The following is a 14,934-nucleotide window of genomic DNA, read 5'->3' on the forward strand; positions in this document are numbered from 1 at the left end:
CTGGTCCACAGCGGGGGTGTCGGTGCCCGGGTAGACCCGGCTGGCTCCCTTGAACGAGACAGTTGCCATGTCGCGCTTCCTTCCTTCGCCGGCAGGAACGTGCCGGACGGTCCGTAGCAAAGGCCCCCAGGAGTGTGGGTGTCTACTTTGGTGACGCATCACCGAAGCACTCAGTCGGGTTCTCGAGGATCACGGGGTGTCGCCTTGGGCAAACACCAGTGTGGCCGCGGACCTAGGGCATCGCTGTGTCGTCGCCGTGTTCGTGACTCTGTGCGGTGACGTCCTTTCGGACCTCGTCCATGTCGAGATCCTTGACAGCGTCAACGACCTGTGCAAGAGCCGCGGCGGGCAGGGCTCCCGCCTGGTTGAAGACGAGGACACCTTCACGGAAGACCATCAGAGTCGGAATCGCCGTGATGCCCACGGCGCCGGGGATGCGCTGCTGGGCCCCGATATCGAGTTTGGCATGAACGATCTCCGGGTTGTCCTCGGCAGATCGTTCGAAGACTGGGGCGAACTGGTGGCAGGGGCCGCACCAGGAGGCCCAGAAGTCGACCAGGACAATGTCGTTGTCGTTGATGGTGCTCTCGAAGTTGTCGTCGGTGAGCTCGACCGTGGCCATGACGTTCCTCTCGTCGGTGCAGTGGGGAATGCGAGCGACCTTCCCCCCGCCGCCGGGGGACGGCATGAACCTGCTCGTCAGTCGTGCGTGCGGACGCGACGTCGTGTCGTCAATGCCCACGACCGTGCCCAGGCGCGGCTGTCTGTGGGCGATGGTCGCTGTTGTCGGTGATGGTCAGGCCTCCTCTGCCGGGCCGCAGCTCCGACATGTTCGGCGCCATCTGAGTCTCGGTCGCCGGCGGTCAGTGTGATCCTGACGGCGGCGTTGCTGGTCACATCGGCTCATGCGCCTGGCCTCGGTGACTGATCTGGGCAGAATCGGCAACCGCGCTCGCGCGCTCGCAAGGCTGGAGCAGGAGGCGGCCGTCACCAAGCCTCACGGCGCGAGCGAGCCTCTGGCTGGTGCTGGTCCACGTGGCCGGACCGCTGTCCTCGTCGCCTTTCGCCTGAACGGTGGCCTCACGGCCGAACGCGGATGATGGTCTTTCCCTTGGTCCGCTCCACCGGGTTGAAGGCTGCGACCGCATCGTCGAGGGTCGCCACGTTGCCGATCTTCGAGCGCAGCCGTCCGTCCCGCACGCGCTGGACGACCTCACCCAATTGGGCACGATCGGCCTCGACGACGAAGTCGACTGCCAGGCCATCCGCGGGTCGTGCGTCGGGCGGACCTGCGATCGTGACCAGCGTTCCACCAGCTCGAACCAGGCCTGCGGACCGCTTCTGGATGTCGCCGCCGATGACGTCGAAGACCAGGTCGACGCCGCCGACGTCTTCCAGGGAGTCGTTGTCGAGGTCGACGAACTCTTGCGCTCCGAAGTCGAGCGCCGTCTCTCGATCGGCGGCGCGTCCGGTACCGATGACATAGGCACCGGCCTCTCGGGCGAGCTGCGTCACCATCGTTCCGACTCCACCGGCCGCGCCGTGAACGAGGAGGCTCTGCCCCATCTGGAAGTGGCCGTGCACGAACAGGCCCTGCCACGCGGTCAGGCCTGAGATCGGCAGACTGGCGCCGACTGTGAAGTCGACGTCGCCGGGCAGCGGGGCGAGGTTACGGGCCTCGACGGCTGCGTACTCCGCGAGGGTGCCGTCGCGAGTCCAGTCCGTGAGCCCGAACACTCGCTGGCCCACGGACAGTCCCCTCGTGCCATAGCCGAGCGCGCTGACCACACCCGCCAATTCGTGACCGGGGATCGACGGGGCCCGGTTCCGGCCGAGGCGATCAGTCCAGGTTCCAGGCCATGTCAGCTCATCGCGGGTGAATCCCGACGCATGAACCTCGACGAGGACGTCGTTGCCCGCTGCCTCCGGCTCCGGCCGTTCCGCCAGCGTCATCCCGGCCGTTCCCGCGGCCTCGTCCGTCACCACGATCGCTCTCATCAGGCAGCTCCTCGTATCCGGTCCTCGCCTACACAGCAATATCTGCTCACAAGCATTAGCTGCACCAGACCTCGGCGTCTTACCACGCAGTGGACAGGAGTTGGGCCTGGGGCGCCTCCGAGCGACGCGTCGACGTGCCTCGGTGGACGCGATGATGTCTGGCTACGAATCGAATCAGGTGCCAGGCACACTTGTTCGATACGCACCGTAAGATCCGCGGCTGTCCGACCACCAACGGATATCTGTAAGTGTGAATCGACGAGCTGCCGAGCTTGCTGACCAACAGGTTGAGGTGAAATGTAATGACCGAGTGGCGGGACGGGATCGAGCGATTCCTGGCCACCGATCCGCGTGACGTCGGTTGTGATGAGGCAATGGCTGTTCTTCACGTCTACGCCGAGTTACTCGCGGCCGGTGTCGATGCTGCCGAGAACTATCCCGGATTAGCGGCGCACCTCGCTGCCTGTGGGCCGTGCGCGGAGGATGTGGACGGACTGCTGGCGGCTGTGCAGGCCGGTGATCGGCAGGTCTGAGGCCTGAGTCAGCACGGCTGCCGTGACACGTCCGTTGAAGTGGTCCCGGCCGGTCAGCGAGTCGAGCACTGGAACCGAGACAAAGCAAGTCTGTGAACTTCCCCATCGACGTCGCAGCTAGCGGCATCAGAAGAGGAGAAAACGTGCCAGGCGACTACAGCAAGACTCCGGAGGCGCTCAGCCGCCTCAACGACACCCAGTTCCATGTCACTCAGAAGGGCGGAACCGAGCCAGCATTTCACAATGAGTACTGGAACAACCACGAGCCTGGGATCTACGTGGATGTGGTCTCCGGTCAGCCCCTGTTCTCGTCGACCGATAAGTACGACAGTGGCACGGGATGGCCGAGCTTCACCAGGCCGATCACGGAGGATGCTGTTCGCACGGAGACGGACAGGTCGTTCGGGATGATCCGCACGGAGGCGCGGTCCACCGGGGCTGACAGCCACCTAGGTCACGTTTTCGGTGACGGGCCGGCCGACGCCGGCGGTCAGCGGTACTGCATGAATTCCGCGGCGCTGCGCTTCATCCCGGTCTCTGAACTGGAGGCGCAGCGGTACGGCGAGTATCGGTCGCTGTTCGAGACGGACGACACCACCAGCACGAAGGAGCACACATCATGACCAGCGGACTTCACGACACCGGGCAGGTCACCCGCAAACCGGGCACCGAGACTGCTGTCCTCGCCGGGGGCTGTTTCTGGGGTATGGAGGACCTTGTCCGCCGGCAGCCCGGCGTGCTCGAGACGCGCGTCGGCTATACCGGTGGGCGGAACGATCACGCGACGTACCGCAACCACCCTGGACATGCCGAAGCAGTAGAGATCGTCTTCGACCCGGCGAAGACGACGTACCGTGACATCTTGTCGTTCTTCTTCCAGATCCACGACCCGTCGACCCTGAACCGTCAGGGCAATGATGTCGGCACGAGCTACCGCTCGGCGATCTTTCCGCTCACGCCCGAGCAGGAAGAGATCGCTCGCGACACGATCGCTGACGTCGACGCGTCGGGCCTGTGGCCGGGCAAGGCCGTGACGACTGTCGAGCCCGCGGGTCCGTTCTGGGAGGCCGAACCCGAGCACCAGGACTACCTGATCAAATACCCGGCCGGTTACACGTGCCACTTCGTGCGCCCGGACTGGGTACTTCCGCGGCGTACAACCAAGGCCTGATTGCTGATCCTGAGACATACTCATCGCTGGGGCGACGGTCACGTCCTCGTCACTCCGTCGCCAACGGAAGGTGAACGCTGGGACGCGCGAGCTGCTCGCCGGGCGGCGCGATTCAGCGATGGGATCGGTCGTGCGGTCGCGGGGGCTCATCGGTCAGGCTCCTCGCCACCTGCCGTAGCGCCATCTCGACGGCGATCTCGAGCGGGCCGGTGTGGCGGGCTATCGCTGACAAGAGATAGCCGCCTTGGAGTGCAGCCATGAAGGCAGTGGCCAGAACAGCCGGATCAGCGCCGTCAACGAGCAGGTTCTTGTGCTGCAGACTGACGAATCCTGCCGATAGATCGTCCCAGGTGCGATGCAACGAGGCGGATGATGAGTCGTCGATGCCGGCAGGGCGGGGTGATGGTGCAGGCGAAGCCAGTTGACGCTTGTGATGGGCGACGAGAGTTTGGGCCCAGTCAGCGAGCTGGCGGGGTGAGTCCAGGTTCCGCACGGCGTTCTGGTCGGTTGGATGGTCCGGGGTCATGGAATTCCTTCAGAGGACATCGGAGGTCGCAGGGCGTGCGCCGTCGCTGAACCCGGCAGCCGCAGGTGCGGCCCAGCGACGGCGCCACGGATCGGAGCAAATCTCGTGCACAGTTGCGTGCGGACGACGACAGGGATGTCCCGTTCGCAAGTTCGCCGGGGAAAGCGTTACGTACCAGTTGTACGGGTGTTGTTGGTGACCTCTCGGTAGGTCTCCGTCTCCTCGGTCAGCTCGTGGATCTCGTCGGCGTCGTGCGCCTGCTCGTGTGCCGCTTCGATCTCGTGTGCCGTCGGCTTCTGGACGGCGTCGGCGTAGTAGAAGCGGGAGAGTGCGGCGCGGGCCTTGTAGAGCGCGCGACGCGGGGCGCGGACGCCGTTGAGGTCGGTCTCCGGGCCGAGTTCGTGCGGCAGGACGCGGTCCCGCGCGGTGAGCGAGTAGGCCTCGTACGTCGAGATCGGCTGGTGCTTCTCGGTGTACTTGCCGTCCGGCGAGCGCATGATGACGCCGGTCTCGAGGCCGTGCAGCTGCCGCTCCTGGTCGGCCCACTGGAGCGAGATCGCCCAGCGCCGCGCGATCCAGAAGCCCAGGATCGGGCCGAGGATGACTGCGAAGCGGAGGAACCAGGTCACGCTGTTCAGCGAGAGTCCGAAGTAGGTGGCGATCAGGTCGTTACCACCACCGACCCACAGCAGGCCGTAGAAGGTGATGAACGCGACGCCGATGCCGGTGCGGGTCGGCACGTCGCGCGGCCGGTCGAGCAGGTGGTGCTCGCGCTTGTCACCGGTGATCCAGCCTTCGAGGAACGGGTAGAGCGCGACGAGCGTGACGAACGCCGGTGGAACGATCAGTGCGGGGATGATCAGGTTCCAGCTGAGTGTGATGCCCCAGAAGCTCGATTCGAAGCCGGGGAAGATGCGCACCGAGCCTTCCAGCCAGCCCATGTACCAGTCAGGCTGCGAGCCCGCGGTCACCTCGGCCGAATTGTACGGGCCGTACAGCCAGACCGGGTTGATCTGCATCAGCGCGCCCATCAGCGCCGTGATGCCGAAGTTGACGAAGAAGAAGCCGCCGGCCTTCGCTACGTAGTCGGGGAAGAATGGGTACCCCACGACGTTGCGCTCCGTACGACCGGGACCGGCGAACTGAGTGTGCTTGTGGTACACGACCAGGAAGAGATGGGCGGCCGTCAGAGCGAGCAGCAGACCGGGAAGAAGCAGCACGTGAACGGTGAAGAACCGGGGGACGAAGTCGTCGCCGGGGAACTCGCCACCGAAGATGAAGAAGTTCAGGTACGTGCCGACCACCGGTGACGCCTGGATCATGCCGTTGGTGATCCGTAGACCGGTACCGGACAGCAGGTCGTCGGGGAGGCCGTAGCCGATGAAGCCCTCGACGATGCCGAGGAACAACGTCCCGATGCCGATCAGCCAGTTCAGTTCACGCGGCTTGCGGAACGCGCCGGTGAAGAAGACGCGCAGTAGGTGGATCATCATGGAGGCGATGAACAGCACCGCCGCCCAGTGGTGGATCTGCCGGACCAGCAGACCGCCACGGACGTCGAAGGAGATGTCCAGCGTGGAGGCATACGCCTCCGACATGTGCAGACCCTTGAGCAGGCTGTACGAGCCCTGGTACTCGACCTCGGCCATCGACGGCCTGAACCAGAAGGTCAGGAAGACGCCGGTGAGGATCAGGATGACGAAGCTGTAGAGCGCGATCTCGCCGAGCAAGTAGGACCAGTGCTCCGGGTAGACCTTCCGAAGCCCTCCCGATCCGTCCTTCTTCGCGCCTGATCTGAGGAAACCCAAACGCGAGTCGAGCCACTCGACCGCCGTGGGGAGTTGCTGGTCAGCCATCGCGTTCACCTCTGGGTCGCAACCATGAGTCCGGAGAAAAAGAACTATATCGTCCTCTCATGTTTTGATAGCTGTCGAGTACCGACGCGCATCGGCGTTCTGTCGTGGCCGGCCATCAGATAGGCGGACAGGTGAGATCAGGCCGCGGGCGAGTTCCGAATGTGCCCTGCTCCTTGGCTCCTCGCGCCGACGACCCATCGCGGCCCGGCGGTGAGTGTCCGCCTGGTCATGGTGAACGGCCGCTCCTCGGAGGAGAGCCGACTCTGCCAGGCCAGCTTGCCATGCCTGATCTGAGGACGATACCGTCCAGTTATTGCCCACGACAATCTCCCGGGAGATGCAGTGACGACAAGCGAGCGGGCTGCCCTCACCGATGCGGAGACATCGTCGGTCGGGGCGTACCCCGGGACGAGATTGGCCGTCTGGCTGACTACCACCGATCACAAGCGGATCGGCCACCTGTACCTGATCACGTCGTTCAGCTTCTTCTTGCTGGCAGGTGTACTGGCACTGATCATCCGGGCCGAGCTGGCCGGACCAGGACTGCAGATCGTGAACGAGGAGGTCTACAACCAGCTCTTCACCGTGCATGGCACGATCATGCTGCTGCTGTTCGCGACACCGCTGTTCGTCGGCTTCGCGAACGTGATCATGCCGATCCAGATCGGCGCCCCCGACGTCGCGTTTCCGCGGCTCAACATGTTCAGCTACTGGCTGTTCCTGTTCGGCGGGCTGATCACCATCGGCGGCCTCGCGACTCCAGGTGGTGCTGCGGACTGGGGATGGACCGGCTACGCGCCGCTGTCCAGCGCGGTCCGCTCGCCGGGCGTGGGCGGCGATCTGTGGATCATGGGCCTGTGGATGTCAGGTCTGGGCACGATCCTGGGTGCGGTCAACCTCATCACGACCATCATCGCCCTGCGAGCACCCGGTATGACGATGTTCCGGATGCCGATCTTCACCTGGAACGTGCTGGTGACCTCGCTGCTGGTGCTGATCGCGTTCCCGATCCTGGGTGGCGCGCTGCTGATGCTCGAGGCGGATCGGGCCCTCGGAGCTCACATATACGATGCAGCGAACGGGGGGCCGCTGCTGTGGCAGCACCTGTTCTGGTTCTTCGGCCATCCCGAGGTGTACATCATCGCGCTGCCGTTCTTCGGCATCGTGACCGAGATCCTGCCGGTGTTCAGCCGCAAGCCGGTCTTCGGTTATGTCGGCCTTGTTGCGGCCACACTTGGCATCGGTGCGTTGTCCGCAACGGTGTGGGCGCACCACATGTTCGTGACCGGGGCGGTGAACCTGCCGTTCTTCTCGTTCATGACGTTCCTGATCGCAGTGCCCACCGGGGTGAAGTTCTTCAACTGGATCGGAACGATGTGGGGCGGCTCGATGTCGTTCGACACCCCGATGCTGTGGTCGGTGGGCTTCCTGACCACCTTCCTGTTCGGCGGTCTGACCGGCATCATCCTGGCGTCGCCGGCGCTGGACTACCAGCTGTCCGACTCGTACTTCGTGGTCGCGCACTTCCACTACGTGGTGTTCGGGACCGTGGTGTTCGCGATGTTCGCCGGGTTCTACTTCTGGTGGCCGAAGATGACCGGCCGGATGCTCGACGAGCGGCTCGGGAAGCTGCACTTCTGGCTGCTGTTCATCGGCTTCCACACCACGTTCCTGGTGCAGCACTGGCTCGGCGTCGAGGGCATGCCCCGGCGCTACGCGTCGTACGGCGCGAACGAGGGTTTCACCACGCTGAACGAGGTGTCCTCGGTCGGTGCGTTCGTACTCGGCGTGTCGATGCTGCCGTTCTTCTACAACGTCTACAAGTCGCGCAAGGCGCCGCTGGTCGGGGTCGACGACCCGTGGGGCTGGGGCCGCTCGCTCGAGTGGGCGACCAGTTCGCCGCCGCCGCGGCACAACTTCGAGCGGCTGCCCCGGATCCGCTCCGAGAGCCCTGCGTTCGACCTGCACCACGCCGACCTCGCGCTGGCGGAGTACCCGGACAACCGGGCGCCGAAGGACAACCTGCTGGACGCCGGTGAGGACCAGGGCCGGGTCGAGAACCTGCGCGAGAACGCCGGCCTCGACGGCGCTAGCGAGACCGAGGGGAAGGACAAGGCGTGAAGGTCGAAGCCTGGGTCTTCGGGATCCTGAGTGTGTTCGTGCTGGTGGTCACGCCGATCTACTGGCTGATGTCGGAGGACCCGACCGGCACCACCGCGCTGGTGATGACGTTCTTCCTCGCCCTGCTGGTGGCGTTCTACCTGAGCGTCACCGCGCGCCGGATGGACGCCCGGCCGGAGGACCGCAAGGAGGCCGAGATCGTCGAGGGGGCCGGTGAGCTCGGCTTCTTCCCGCCGCACTCGTGGTGGCCGCTGTGGTGCGCACTGACCCTGTCGGTGGTCGTGCTCGGACTGGTCTTCGGCTGGTGGTTGTTCATCGCCGGCTGCGCGCTCGGCATCATCACGCTGTCCGGGTTCATCTTCGAGTACTACCGGGGTGACCACGCTCACTAGCTGAACAACTCGTACGGGCGCCATCCGGGCCAACCGGATGGCGCCTTCGCGCGTCTTACGGAGTGCTGCCGGGAACCGGGCCATGGTGGTCCGGACCGCTGTGCGGCGGGTGTGCTGCCGGGTTCTGTCGGTCCGGCCGGATACTCTTGCGGCGGTTCGGTATGAACAGGGGAGAGCTGGGGAATGGTGCGCGGTTCGGTGAGGAAGCACGGGCTGGCCGTGGTGGGGATCTGCGTGATGCTGGTGGCCGGCGCCGCATGCAGTGACACCGAGGCGGGCGGTTCGCCCTCGTCTCCCGGGACCACACAGACCAGCGGTACGCCGGGTGTGTCGACGACTCCCGGGGCGTCCACCACCCCGTCGCAGGAGCCGGCCCCGGCCAGCGTCACGGTCGTCCCGGCCAAGGGCGCGACCTCGGTCAAGCCGGACACCCCGGTGACCGTGAGGACCTCGGTCGGCACACTGAAGGACGTCACCCTCGAGGACGACGACGGCGACAAGGTCGCCGGCCGCTTCAACGCCGACAAGAACCAGTGGACCTCCGCGCCGCAGCTCGAGCCGGGTGCGACGTACACGCTGACCGGCTCCGCGGAGGGCACCGACGGCGCCACCGTGCCGATCAACTCGACGTTCAGGACGCTGAAGGCGGCCAGGAACCTGAAGGCGTCGGTCGCCCCACTGAACGGTGAGACCGTCGGCGTCGCGATGCCGATCCAGATCTACTGGAACAACCCGGTCAAGGATCGGGCCGCGGTCGAGAAGCGGCTCAACGTGACTACGTCGGTCCCGGTCGACGGCAGCTGGCACTGGATGAACAGCAAGCAGGTCAACTACCGGCCGAAGAACTACTGGCCGGCCGGCATCAAGGTGACGGTCAACATCGACACCCAGGGCGTCAACGCCGGCAACAGCGTCTGGGGCTCGGCCAGCCGGGAGATCTCGTTCTCCATCGGCAAGTCGGTGATCACCAGGGTCGACGTCAAGAAGCACAAGATGTACGTGACCATCAGCGGCAAGCTCGCCCGCACCATCCCGATCACCGCCGGCAAGGACGGGTTCACCACCCGCAGCGGCACGAAGGTGATCATGGAGAAGTACGCCACCAAGCGGATGGACGCCCGCACCGTCGGCATCCAGCCCGGCGACCCGGAGTACTACGACATCCACGACGTGAAGTGGGCCCAGCGGGTCACCAGCTCCGGGGAGTTCATGCACGGCGCGCCGTGGTCGTCCGGCAGCCAGGGCACCGAGAACGTCAGCCACGGGTGCGTCGGCATGAGCCTGGCGAACGGCCAGTGGTACTTCCGGCAGACCCTGCGCGGCGACCCGGTCATCGTCACCGGCACTACCCGCACGATGGAGCCCGGCAACGGCTGGACCGACTGGAACCTGACCTGGCCCGCCTACAAGGCCGGCTCAGCTCTGTCCTGAGCCGCGCCGTAGTGCCAGGTGAGGGCTGCGAGGAGTAGGCCTCAGGCGGTTGGGGCGTAGGCGATCACTTGGATCGTGGTTGCGGCGCCGGTGGTGACTTCCGGGTCGAGCGTTGATCTGGTGAGGGCTGCGGCGGGGCCGACGGTCGAACCACAGTCAGGGCACGACTGCGGTGGTTGGTACGACGGCCAGCGCGGACGCGATTCTGGCGCCGAGGTTGCGCTGGATGGCCGTGAGGTGGTTCTTGACCGTGCCGGAGAGGCGGGCCAGGCGGTCGGCGTCGGTGTTCGTGCTGCCGTCGGCGACGAGCTCGGCGACCTCGTGTTGGCGGGCGGTCGGCGTCGACCACGCGGGTCGGCCGGACGTACGCGCACTGATCCGCCTCCTGGATGCCGAGCGGCCCGGCATGGAGGCAATCCGGGAAAGCTCGCCGGACAGCTCGGAATGGCCTCTCAGACGACCGCGACGGTGATCCACCGGTTGAAGGCCGCCGGACACGTCGAACGCCTCAAAAGCCGCTCAGACGGCCGGAGCACCCGGCTCCAGGTCTCGGCAGCGCCGACCTCGGTCGGCAGTTCTTCGGGCCGCCGCTGAGGCGGCTGATCGCCGTCGAGCTCCCGCCGGCGGACCGGGAGGACGTCGGTCGACTACCTGACGGCGGTCTCCGGAGCCGTCGGACAACGCGAAGAAGCCCCGGGCAGTTGCCCGGGGCTCCTTCGGTGGTGCCGTTCAGGACCTGTCGCTGGTGACCTCGCGATAGGTCTCGGTCTCACCCAGCTCGTGGATCTCGTCGGCGTCGTGGCTGTGCTCGTGCGCCTCCTGGACCTCCTCGCGGGTCGGCTTCTGCACCGCGTCGGCGTAGTAGAACTGCGACAGCTTGGAGCGGAGCTTCTTCAGGGCCCGGCGCGGGGCGCGGACACCGTTGTCGTCGGTCTCCGGACCGGTCTCCAGCGGAAGGATCCGGTCCCGGGCGGTGAGCTCGTAGGCCTCGTAGTCCGAGATCGGGGTGTGCTTCTCGGAGTACGCGCCGTCGGGGGAGCGGACGATGATGCCGGTCTCCAGGCCGTGCAGAATCCGCTCGTTGTCGGCACGCTGCAGTGAGATCGCGATCCGCCGGGTGATCCAGAACGCCAGGATCGGGCCGAGGAAGACCGCGAACCGGAGGAACCAGGTCACGCTGTTCAGCGAGAGTCCGAAGTGGGTGGCGATCAGGTCGTTGCCGCCACCGACCCACAGCAGGCCGTAGAAGGTGATGAAGGCGGCGCCGATGCCGGTCCGGGTCGGCATGTTCCGCGGCCGGTCCAGCAGGTGGTGTTCGCGCTTGTCGCCGGTGATCCAGGCCTCGATGAACGGATAGAGCGCGACCAGGGTGACGAAGGCGGGTGGTACCAGCAGGGCCGGGATGATCAGGTTCCAGCTGAGCGTGATGCCCCAGAAACTGGACTCGATGCCGGGCATGATGCGGACAGAGCCTTCGAGCCAGCCCATGTACCAGTCGGGCTGGGATCCGGCGGTCACCTCCGCCGGGTTGTACGGGCCGTACAGCCAGACCGGGTTGATCTGCATCAGGGCGCCCATCAGCGCGGTGATGCCGAAGACGACGAAGAAGAAGCCGCCGGCCTTGGCCGTGTACACCGGCCACAGCGGATAGCCGACCACGTTGTTGTTGGTCCGGCCGGGGCCGGCGTACTGCGTGTGCTTGTGGTACACCACCAGGAACAGGTGGACCGTGACCAGGGCCAGGATCAACCCGGGTATCAGCAGCACGTGGACGGTGAAGAACCTGGAGACGAACTCGTCACCCGGGAACTCGCCGCCGAAGATGAAGAAGCTCATGTACGTGCCGATCACCGGCGACGCCTGGATCATGCCCTGGGTGATTCTCAACCCGGTGCCGGAGAGCAGGTCGTCCGGCAGGCCGTAGCCGATGAAGCCCTCGATGATGCCGAGGAACAGCATCGTGAAGCCGATCACCCAGTTCAGCTCACGCGGCTTGCGGAAGGCGCCGGTGAAGAAGATCCGGAGCAGGTGCACCATCATCGCGGCGATGAACAGCACGGCCGCCCAGTGGTGGATCTGCCGCATCAGCAGACCGCCGCGGATGTCGAACGAGATGTCCAGCGTCGAGGCGTACGCCTCCGACATGTGCAGGCCCTTGAGCAGGCTGTACGAGCCCTGGTACTCGACCTCGGCCATCGACGGCTTGAACCAGAAGGTCAGGAAGACGCCGGTGAGGATCAGGATGATGAAGCTGTAGAGCGCGATCTCGCCGAGCATGAAGGACCAGTGGTCCGGGAAGACCTTGCGCAGGTTCTTGCGGCCGATCTTGCCGATCCCGAGACGGTCGTCCAGGTACTTGACCGGTGGTGGGAAATCCTTGTCAGACACGTGCGGTCACCCTCGTTCGAAGAAGCTCGGACCGACTGGCTCGGTGAAGTCGCTCTGCGCGATCAGGTAGCCCTCCGAATCCACTGCCAAGGGTAGCTGAGGCAGTGGACGGGCAGCAGGGCCGAAGACGACCTTGGCGCCGTCCGCGAGGTCGAAGGTCGACTGGTGGCACGGGCAGAGCACATGGTGCGTGGTCTGCTCGTACAGCGAGATCGGGCAACCGACGTGCGTGCAGATCTTCGAGTAGCAGAGGATGCCGTCGATACCCCAGTTCTCCCGGCCGGCCGGCGTACGGATCTCGCTCGGCTTGATCCGGACCACGATCACCGCGGCCTTCGCCTTGGCGTTCTGGTACTCGACGCCGCTCTCCTCCTGGAGCGGGGCCAGGTTGGCGGGGGCGGCGTTCACCAGCTGCCCGACGACCAGGTCGGACGGCTTGATCGGCCGCAGGGTGACGTCGTTCACGACCCGGATGCCCTGGGCCCAGATGGTGCTGTAGAGCTTGCGGCCGGGGAGCGGGCCGAGGTCGCGCAGCAGCACGATGGCGGGCAGGCCGAGCAGACCCATGGCGCCCAGCAGTGAGCGGCGGATCAGCTTGCGCCGGGTGAACCCGGACTCCTCGACGCCCTGGTTGAAGGCCTCGGTGATCTCGGCCTTCTGTGCCGTCGTCGAGTGCGCGTCGTGCCGCTCCTCGGAGATCTCCTCGTCGACCATCAGCTTCTTGGCCCACTGGATCGCGCCGGCACCGATCAGGAACAGCGCCAGGCCGAGGCACAGGCCGAGCACGAGGTTGTTCGCGTTGCCGGTCAGCGGGCCGAAGGCCAGCTCGGCGTAGCGCGGAATGGCGAAGTAGGCCACGCAGGAGCCGAGGGCGAGCAGCCCGGCCAGGCCGAACATCGCGGCCACCTGGCGCTCGACCCGGTCGGCCGCCTTCGGGTCGATGTCGGTGATCCGGTACTCGTGCGGCTCGATCCCCGGGTCGGCGATCGGCTCGGCGACCTCTACCGCCCCGTGGCCCTCTTCTGCCTTGACCGGCAGCTTGTCGTCGTTCATTCGGCCTTCGCTCCCTTGGCCTTGACGCCCTTGGCGCCGATCCAGACCGCCACGCCGACCAGCAGGCCGATACCGACCAGCCAGCCCCACAGGCCCTCGGACACCGGACCGAGCCGGCCCAGGCCGAAGCCACCCGGGTCCTTCTGGGTCTCCAGCGCCTTCAGGTAGGCGATGATGTCGCGCTTGTCCTGCGGCTGCAGAACCTGGTCGGAGAAGACCGGCATCTGCTGCGGGCCGGTCAGCATCGCCTCGTAGATGTGCCTCTCGGTCACGCCCATCAACGACGGTGCGTAGCGGCCGTTCGGCAGTGCGCCGCCACGGCCGGCGAAGTTGTGGCATGCCGTGCAGTTGGTGCGGAACAGCTCACCACCACGGGTGACCTGCTCGTCGGTGGCCTTGCTGATGTCGTACGACTCCTGCGCCGGAACCGCGGGACCGGGTGCGAGCGAGGCGACGTACGCGGCGAGCGCCTCGATCTCGGCCTGCGTGTAGGTCGGGGGCTTCTCCGGGATTTGCGCACCCGGCTGCACCGCCGGCATCCGGCCGGTGCCGACCTGGAAGTCGACCGCGGCCGCGCCGACGCCGATCAGCGACGGGCCGGCCAGTCTGCCCTCGCCGTTGGTGGCGCCCTCGGCGTTCAGACCGTGGCAGCTGGAGCAGCCGACCGCGAAGAGCTTCTTGCCCTCCTCGATCTGCTGGGACTGGGCCGAGTTGTCCGCGACCGCGTTGTCAGGGGCGAAGGCGGCGTACGCCGAACCCACTGCCAACAGGCCGAACAGGAGCACGACGAGGCCGGCTGACCGGTGCCGTCGTCGCGCGGAGAGAAAGCGCGCCGGTGACAAGGAAAGTCTCTTCTCACTCATTTGAGCAGGTAGATGGTCGCGAACAGGGCGATCCAGACCACGTCGACGAAGTGCCAGTAGTACGACACGACGATCGCCGAGACGGCCTGTTCGTGGGTGAACTTACGAGCCATGTACGTCCTGGCCAGGACGTACACGAAAGCGATGAGACCGCCGGTCACGTGCAGACCGTGGAACCCGGTGGTCAGGTAGAACACCGACCCGTACGGCGACGACGAGATCGACAGGCCCTCGTGGATCAGGGCGGCGTACTCGGTCACCTGGCCGGCGATGAAGACCGCGCCCATCAGGTAGGTGAGGATGAACCACTCGCGCATGCCCCACGCGCGGATGTTCGCCAGCGAGCCGGTCCGGCCCACCTTGCCGTGCTCGGCGGCGAAGACACCCGCCTGGCAGGTGAACGACGACGCGACCAGGATGAACGTGTTCACCGAGGCGAACGGGACGTTCAGCATCTCGGTGGACGCCTGCCACAGGGTCTCCGTGCCCGGAGCAGCGGCGGCGGTCGTCACCGACCGGATCGTGAAGTAGGCCGCGAACAGGGCGGCGAAGAACATCAGTTCGCTCGAGAGCCAGACGATCGTGCCGACACTGACCATGCT

General features: G+C 66.0%; 16 protein-coding genes. 7 read left to right on the forward strand and 9 right to left on the reverse strand.

Annotated features, from left to right (window positions below; all coding sequences use genetic code 11):
* Positions 1-232: 232 nt before the first annotated feature.
* Both trxA and E1218_RS30005 read right to left on the reverse strand, forming a co-directional pair.
* The gene (gene trxA, locus E1218_RS30000; RefSeq protein ID WP_132326323.1) at positions 233-622 is read right to left on the reverse strand and encodes a thioredoxin; all 390 of its coding nucleotides are present in this window, start codon (positions 620-622) and stop codon (positions 233-235) included.
* Between the two features lie 458 nt (positions 623-1,080).
* Positions 1,081-1,998: an NADP-dependent oxidoreductase gene (locus tag E1218_RS30005; protein ID WP_132326325.1), complete on the reverse strand. Its 918-nt coding sequence runs from the start codon at positions 1,996-1,998 to the stop codon at positions 1,081-1,083.
* 302 nt (positions 1,999-2,300) lie between these two features.
* Between E1218_RS30005 and E1218_RS30010 the strand changes: the two genes are divergently transcribed.
* From E1218_RS30010 to msrA, 3 genes are all read left to right on the forward strand, one after another.
* Positions 2,301-2,531 carry a hypothetical protein gene (locus tag E1218_RS30010; protein WP_132326327.1) on the forward strand — a complete coding sequence of 77 codons (231 nt, stop codon included), beginning with the start codon at positions 2,301-2,303 and terminating at the stop codon, positions 2,529-2,531.
* A gap of 92 nt (positions 2,532-2,623) precedes the next feature.
* The gene (gene msrB, locus E1218_RS30015; RefSeq protein WP_233712570.1) at positions 2,624-3,154 is read left to right on the forward strand and encodes a peptide-methionine (R)-S-oxide reductase MsrB; all 531 of its coding nucleotides are present in this window, start codon (positions 2,624-2,626) and stop codon (positions 3,152-3,154) included.
* Positions 3,151-3,702 carry a peptide-methionine (S)-S-oxide reductase MsrA gene (msrA, locus tag E1218_RS30020; protein ID WP_132326329.1) on the forward strand — a complete coding sequence of 184 codons (552 nt, stop codon included), beginning with the start codon at positions 3,151-3,153 and terminating at the stop codon, positions 3,700-3,702. Before msrB ends, msrA begins: the two co-directional genes overlap by 4 nt.
* 112 nt (positions 3,703-3,814) lie before the next feature.
* Here msrA and E1218_RS30025 read toward each other — a convergent pair whose 3' ends face one another.
* Positions 3,815-4,228: a hypothetical protein gene (locus E1218_RS30025; protein ID WP_132326331.1), complete on the reverse strand. Its 414-nt coding sequence runs from the start codon at positions 4,226-4,228 to the stop codon at positions 3,815-3,817.
* 167 nt (positions 4,229-4,395) lie between these two features.
* Positions 4,396-6,084 (reverse strand): cytochrome bc1 complex cytochrome b subunit, encoded by a 1,689-nt coding sequence (gene qcrB, locus E1218_RS30030; RefSeq protein ID WP_132326333.1) that lies wholly within the window; start codon positions 6,082-6,084, stop codon positions 4,396-4,398.
* A gap of 414 nt (positions 6,085-6,498) precedes the next feature.
* Here qcrB (E1218_RS30030) and ctaD point away from each other — a divergent pair, with 414 nt between their 5' ends.
* From ctaD to E1218_RS30045, 3 genes are all read left to right on the forward strand, one after another.
* On the forward strand, positions 6,499-8,205 hold the full coding sequence (gene ctaD / locus E1218_RS30035) for an aa3-type cytochrome oxidase subunit I (RefSeq protein WP_233712572.1): 1,707 nt from the start codon (positions 6,499-6,501) through the stop codon (positions 8,203-8,205).
* Entirely contained in the window at positions 8,202-8,597 is a 396-nt protein-coding gene (locus tag E1218_RS30040) for a cytochrome c oxidase subunit 4 (RefSeq protein WP_132326337.1), read from the forward strand. Before ctaD ends, E1218_RS30040 begins: the two co-directional genes overlap by 4 nt.
* Positions 8,598-8,795: 198 nt before the next feature.
* Positions 8,796-10,028 carry a L,D-transpeptidase gene (locus E1218_RS30045; RefSeq protein ID WP_233712571.1) on the forward strand — a complete coding sequence of 411 codons (1,233 nt, stop codon included), beginning with the start codon at positions 8,796-8,798 and terminating at the stop codon, positions 10,026-10,028.
* 156 nt (positions 10,029-10,184) lie between these two features.
* Here E1218_RS30045 and E1218_RS30050 read toward each other — a convergent pair whose 3' ends face one another.
* A complete protein-coding gene (locus E1218_RS30050; RefSeq protein ID WP_132326339.1) occupies positions 10,185-10,436 on the reverse strand; it encodes a helix-turn-helix domain-containing protein in 252 nt (83 codons plus the stop codon).
* Here E1218_RS30050 and E1218_RS38300 point away from each other — a divergent pair.
* Entirely contained in the window at positions 10,350-10,622 is a 273-nt protein-coding gene (locus E1218_RS38300; protein ID WP_407657646.1) for a MarR family transcriptional regulator, read from the forward strand. The two genes, E1218_RS30050 and E1218_RS38300, sit on opposite strands and share 87 nt — an antisense overlap.
* Before the next feature lie 135 nt (positions 10,623-10,757).
* Here E1218_RS38300 and qcrB (E1218_RS30060) read toward each other — a convergent pair whose 3' ends face one another.
* The 4 genes from qcrB (E1218_RS30060) to ctaE are packed head-to-tail and all read right to left on the reverse strand — an operon-like array spanning position 10,758 to position 14,931.
* Entirely contained in the window at positions 10,758-12,416 is a 1,659-nt protein-coding gene (gene qcrB / locus E1218_RS30060; protein WP_132326343.1) for a cytochrome bc1 complex cytochrome b subunit, read from the reverse strand.
* Positions 12,417-12,422: 6 nt separating this feature from the next.
* The gene (gene qcrA, locus E1218_RS30065) at positions 12,423-13,469 is read right to left on the reverse strand and encodes a cytochrome bc1 complex Rieske iron-sulfur subunit (protein WP_132326345.1); all 1,047 of its coding nucleotides are present in this window, start codon (positions 13,467-13,469) and stop codon (positions 12,423-12,425) included.
* Positions 13,466-14,332 (reverse strand): cytochrome bc1 complex diheme cytochrome c subunit, encoded by an 867-nt coding sequence (gene qcrC, locus E1218_RS30070; protein ID WP_132326347.1) that lies wholly within the window; start codon positions 14,330-14,332, stop codon positions 13,466-13,468. Before qcrC ends, qcrA begins: the two co-directional genes overlap by 4 nt.
* Positions 14,329-14,931 carry an aa3-type cytochrome oxidase subunit III gene (ctaE, locus tag E1218_RS30075; protein ID WP_132326353.1) on the reverse strand — a complete coding sequence of 201 codons (603 nt, stop codon included), beginning with the start codon at positions 14,929-14,931 and terminating at the stop codon, positions 14,329-14,331. The genes qcrC and ctaE overlap by 4 nt, the downstream gene beginning before the upstream one ends.
* Positions 14,932-14,934: the final 3 nt, after the last annotated feature.

The sequence above is a fragment of the Kribbella turkmenica genome (assembly GCF_004348725.1).
In the GTDB taxonomy this organism is placed as follows: Bacteria; Actinomycetota; Actinomycetes; order Propionibacteriales; family Kribbellaceae; genus Kribbella; species Kribbella turkmenica.